Consider the following 2,892-nt stretch of genomic DNA (forward strand, 5'->3'; position numbering starts at 1 on the left):
TGCTCCAAAGAGCCTCCTTGCGGGTAATGTTAGCTAGATGCCTCCGGCACGCGCGAACGACAATGTTAGAGGTCGGTAACTATCTTAAAAGCACTGGTTTAACCCTTAAGCCTGTTTAACTTTGAAGTTCTAGAGCAGGGAACTAGCTACGCATCCCCTGGTAGGTCTTTAACTCTTACCTCTAACGTAGTTCCGTTAAGAACTGAGTCCAACTAGGCTTTTACAAGCCCTCACTTACCCGAATGGAAGTGATGGGTGGTTGACAGCAATTCACTCAACCTAAATCTATATTGCTGGTGTAAGTCATGGCTCTAGGTTTGCTTGGTGTAGATACCTGGAGTGATTTTTTAGGAGGTTGGGGAGGACGACAACTTTCACAATATAAAGGGCGAGTTCCGAAAGTTTCCCGCTTTGTAGCCTGATTACATTCTTTACAAACAAAGTGGAAAACTCGTGTATGAATCAGTCTTTTGTGCGCTCGGACAGTATATTCTCTAACATCAATTACTTTGGTTGCCATAATTAATAATTGCCAATCTCAATCCTCTTTATATAGCTATTCAAGCAAATGAAACTGTATCAGTGTGTGTTTTTGTAGAAGTTTTCTCAAAAATTGAAACCTCCTATCTAGGTCAAAGATACAAACTGCTATTTCCGATATATTAACAGCGACTGAGATATATTTGCTCATATCTTACATAAAAGTAAGAAAAGAATATAGGCTAGATTTTTGTCCCCATAACTCATAAATATAAAAATGCTCTTTAGCATCTATCTTGAGAATTAACTATGTAATTAGAAACATATTTTTAGAATATAAACCATTAATCATGAATTATTATCCCTCCCACTTGCCACAAAAAAATGAAGGATGAATTGATTGCAAATGACAGAGCGGGGAACTAGTGAAGCAGCGCGGTCTTGGGAGTTTCCCCCATGAGCGACTGCTGAACCCCAAAGGGGCTACGCCTTCCGAGGTGTCGTGACTCAAATAACGGCTACCCCAAGAGACTTGCTCTGAACGAAGTCGAAGGGCAAGTCTCTTAGGGTGGTCTGGTCAGTACGGCTTGCTTGATTACTCTTGCAAGCCCAGTCCCTTTAGGGCTGGGTTACTGACCCTTACTACTTCATTTCAACCAAAAACCATTAGCCGAGACTAACCTTCACAGCCCTGTGTTTTTCTGATTCGGCTTTAGGAATGGTCAAATGGAGAATTCCATTCTTATATTCTGCTACGACCTTCTCATTATCCACGACCGCAGGCAAGGCGATTATCCGTTGGAACTTGCCATAACGAAACTCTGAGCGAGTCATGCCTTCCGCTTCTGTTGTTGTTTCCGATTTGCGCTCGCCACTAATAGAAACCGACTCAGGAGTGACCTCAACATTAAGATCCTTCGCATCTAAGCCTGGTATTTCGACTTTCAACTTCAAATCAGTATCGGTTTCCGCAATTTCGGCAGGAGGAATAAAAGTCAATCCTATTTTTTCCCCTCCGTCGGGTGGTAATAATTGCTCAAACAAACGATCCATTTGCTGACGGATAATACCCATTTCAGGGAATGGTTCCCAGCGTTCTATTTCCCGTAAAGGATTCCAACGTACTAGTGTCATATATATCTCCTCAAAAATTCACTATTGGACTTTCTGATTTGGTGAGACTGAATCTTAAGCTTCTGACTTGGTAAACAATAATACTACTGGTAAAACTTCTAACCTTTAACTTCTTGAAGCTTAATCTTTAGCTTCCCAATTAAATAGTAGCACCAGAAAATCAATTGATTACAGTTCGGTTTTATGGATATGATCGTCGTGATAACCGTACTATATAAATCCTCAATTATTTTGGAATCTGTTAATTAGTATAGATTCGGTAATGATTCCCCCATCACTAGGTATATTTTTCATGTTTTAGAAGATAAATTAGAAATAGGATTGGAGGGATTGAATTAGATGGTTAAGTAAAGTAGTCTTAGCAGTGTTGATAAAAAAATGATCACCATCTATCATTTGTAATAAAAAAGGGGCGACAGTTTGTTTTTCCCATGCAGCAATGGCAGTATAACTAACTCTTGGGTCTTGTAAACCACTGAAAGCAGTAATAGGACAATCTAAAGGAGGTTGGGGAGTATAAATATAGGATTCCAAAACTGTAAAATCAGCGCGGATAATCGGTAAAAATATCTGCATCAAGTCGGCATTGTTTAGCACTTCTTGGGGAGTTCCATTCAATTGGGATATTTTGGCTAAAAAATCGGTATCTGGTAATTGAGAAATTGGCGGTTTTTCAGCAGATAATTGTGGGGCTTGATGAGCAGCAACAAAAAAATGTGAAGGGTGAAAATTATATTTAGAGCGCAGTAGCCTAATTAACTCAAAACTAATTAATGCACCCATACTGTAACCGATGAAAGCATAGGGTTTATCTAGATAGGGAATGATATTGGTAGCTATTGCTGGAACTAGAGGTTGAATTTTTGTGTATGGAGGTGATTTGATTTGTTTGCCTCTTCCGGGAATTTCTATGGGGCATAATTCAATAGTTGCTGGTAAATCATCAGCCCATGTCCGAAAAATCGTAGCACTACCACCGGCATAAGCAAAGCAAAATAGGCGTACTTTGGCATGGGGATTGGGTTGAGGGCAAGTTATCCAATTTGTGAAGGTAGTTTCAGTGAACATGATGGGGTTTTTATGGGGTTGCTTGACTTATCTTAATTTTCAAAGACACCAGTTTCAACAATAGCTTTGCACAATTTATCAATTACGGGAACTGAAACACTATTTCCAATTAGTTTCATCCATCTTGGTCTTAGAGGGTGTTTGAGAAGTTTTTAATGTATAAACAAACCCCTCTCCAAACCTCTCCCCGAAGCGGGGAGAGGTTTGGAG

At 39.8% G+C, this 2,892-nt stretch carries 3 protein-coding genes; all 3 read right to left on the bottom strand.

Annotated elements, in window-relative coordinates:
- Positions 1–274 precede the first annotated feature (274 nt).
- The gene (locus tag IQ228_RS24270) at positions 275–520 is read right to left on the bottom strand and encodes a hypothetical protein (protein ID WP_035082434.1); all 246 of its coding nucleotides are present in this window, start codon (positions 518–520) and stop codon (positions 275–277) included.
- A gap of 626 nt (positions 521–1,146) precedes the next feature.
- A complete protein-coding gene (locus IQ228_RS24275) occupies positions 1,147–1,614 on the bottom strand; it encodes an Hsp20/alpha crystallin family protein (RefSeq protein ID WP_193964728.1) in 468 nt (155 codons plus the stop codon).
- Positions 1,615–1,923: 309 nt separating this feature from the next.
- Complete coding sequence (locus IQ228_RS24280; protein ID WP_193964730.1) at positions 1,924–2,682, bottom strand: thioesterase II family protein; 759 nt, start codon at positions 2,680–2,682, stop codon at positions 1,924–1,926.
- Positions 2,683–2,892: the final 210 nt, after the last annotated feature.

Source organism: Dolichospermum sp. LEGE 00246, assembly GCF_015207865.1.
Taxonomy (GTDB): Bacteria; Cyanobacteriota; Cyanobacteriia; order Cyanobacteriales; family Nostocaceae; genus Dolichospermum; species Dolichospermum heterosporum.

What these genes read in the sequence shown, in the direction of transcription:
- IQ228_RS24270 (WP_035082434.1), bottom strand. Translation starts at nt 520, where the DNA reads ATGGCAACCAAAGTAATTGATGTTAGAGAATATACTGTCCGAGCGCAC.
- IQ228_RS24275 (WP_193964728.1), bottom strand. Translation starts at nt 1,614, where the DNA reads ATGACACTAGTACGTTGGAATCCTTTACGGGAAATAGAACGCTGGGAA.
- IQ228_RS24280 (WP_193964730.1), bottom strand. Translation starts at nt 2,682, where the DNA reads ATGTTCACTGAAACTACCTTCACAAATTGGATAACTTGCCCTCAACCC.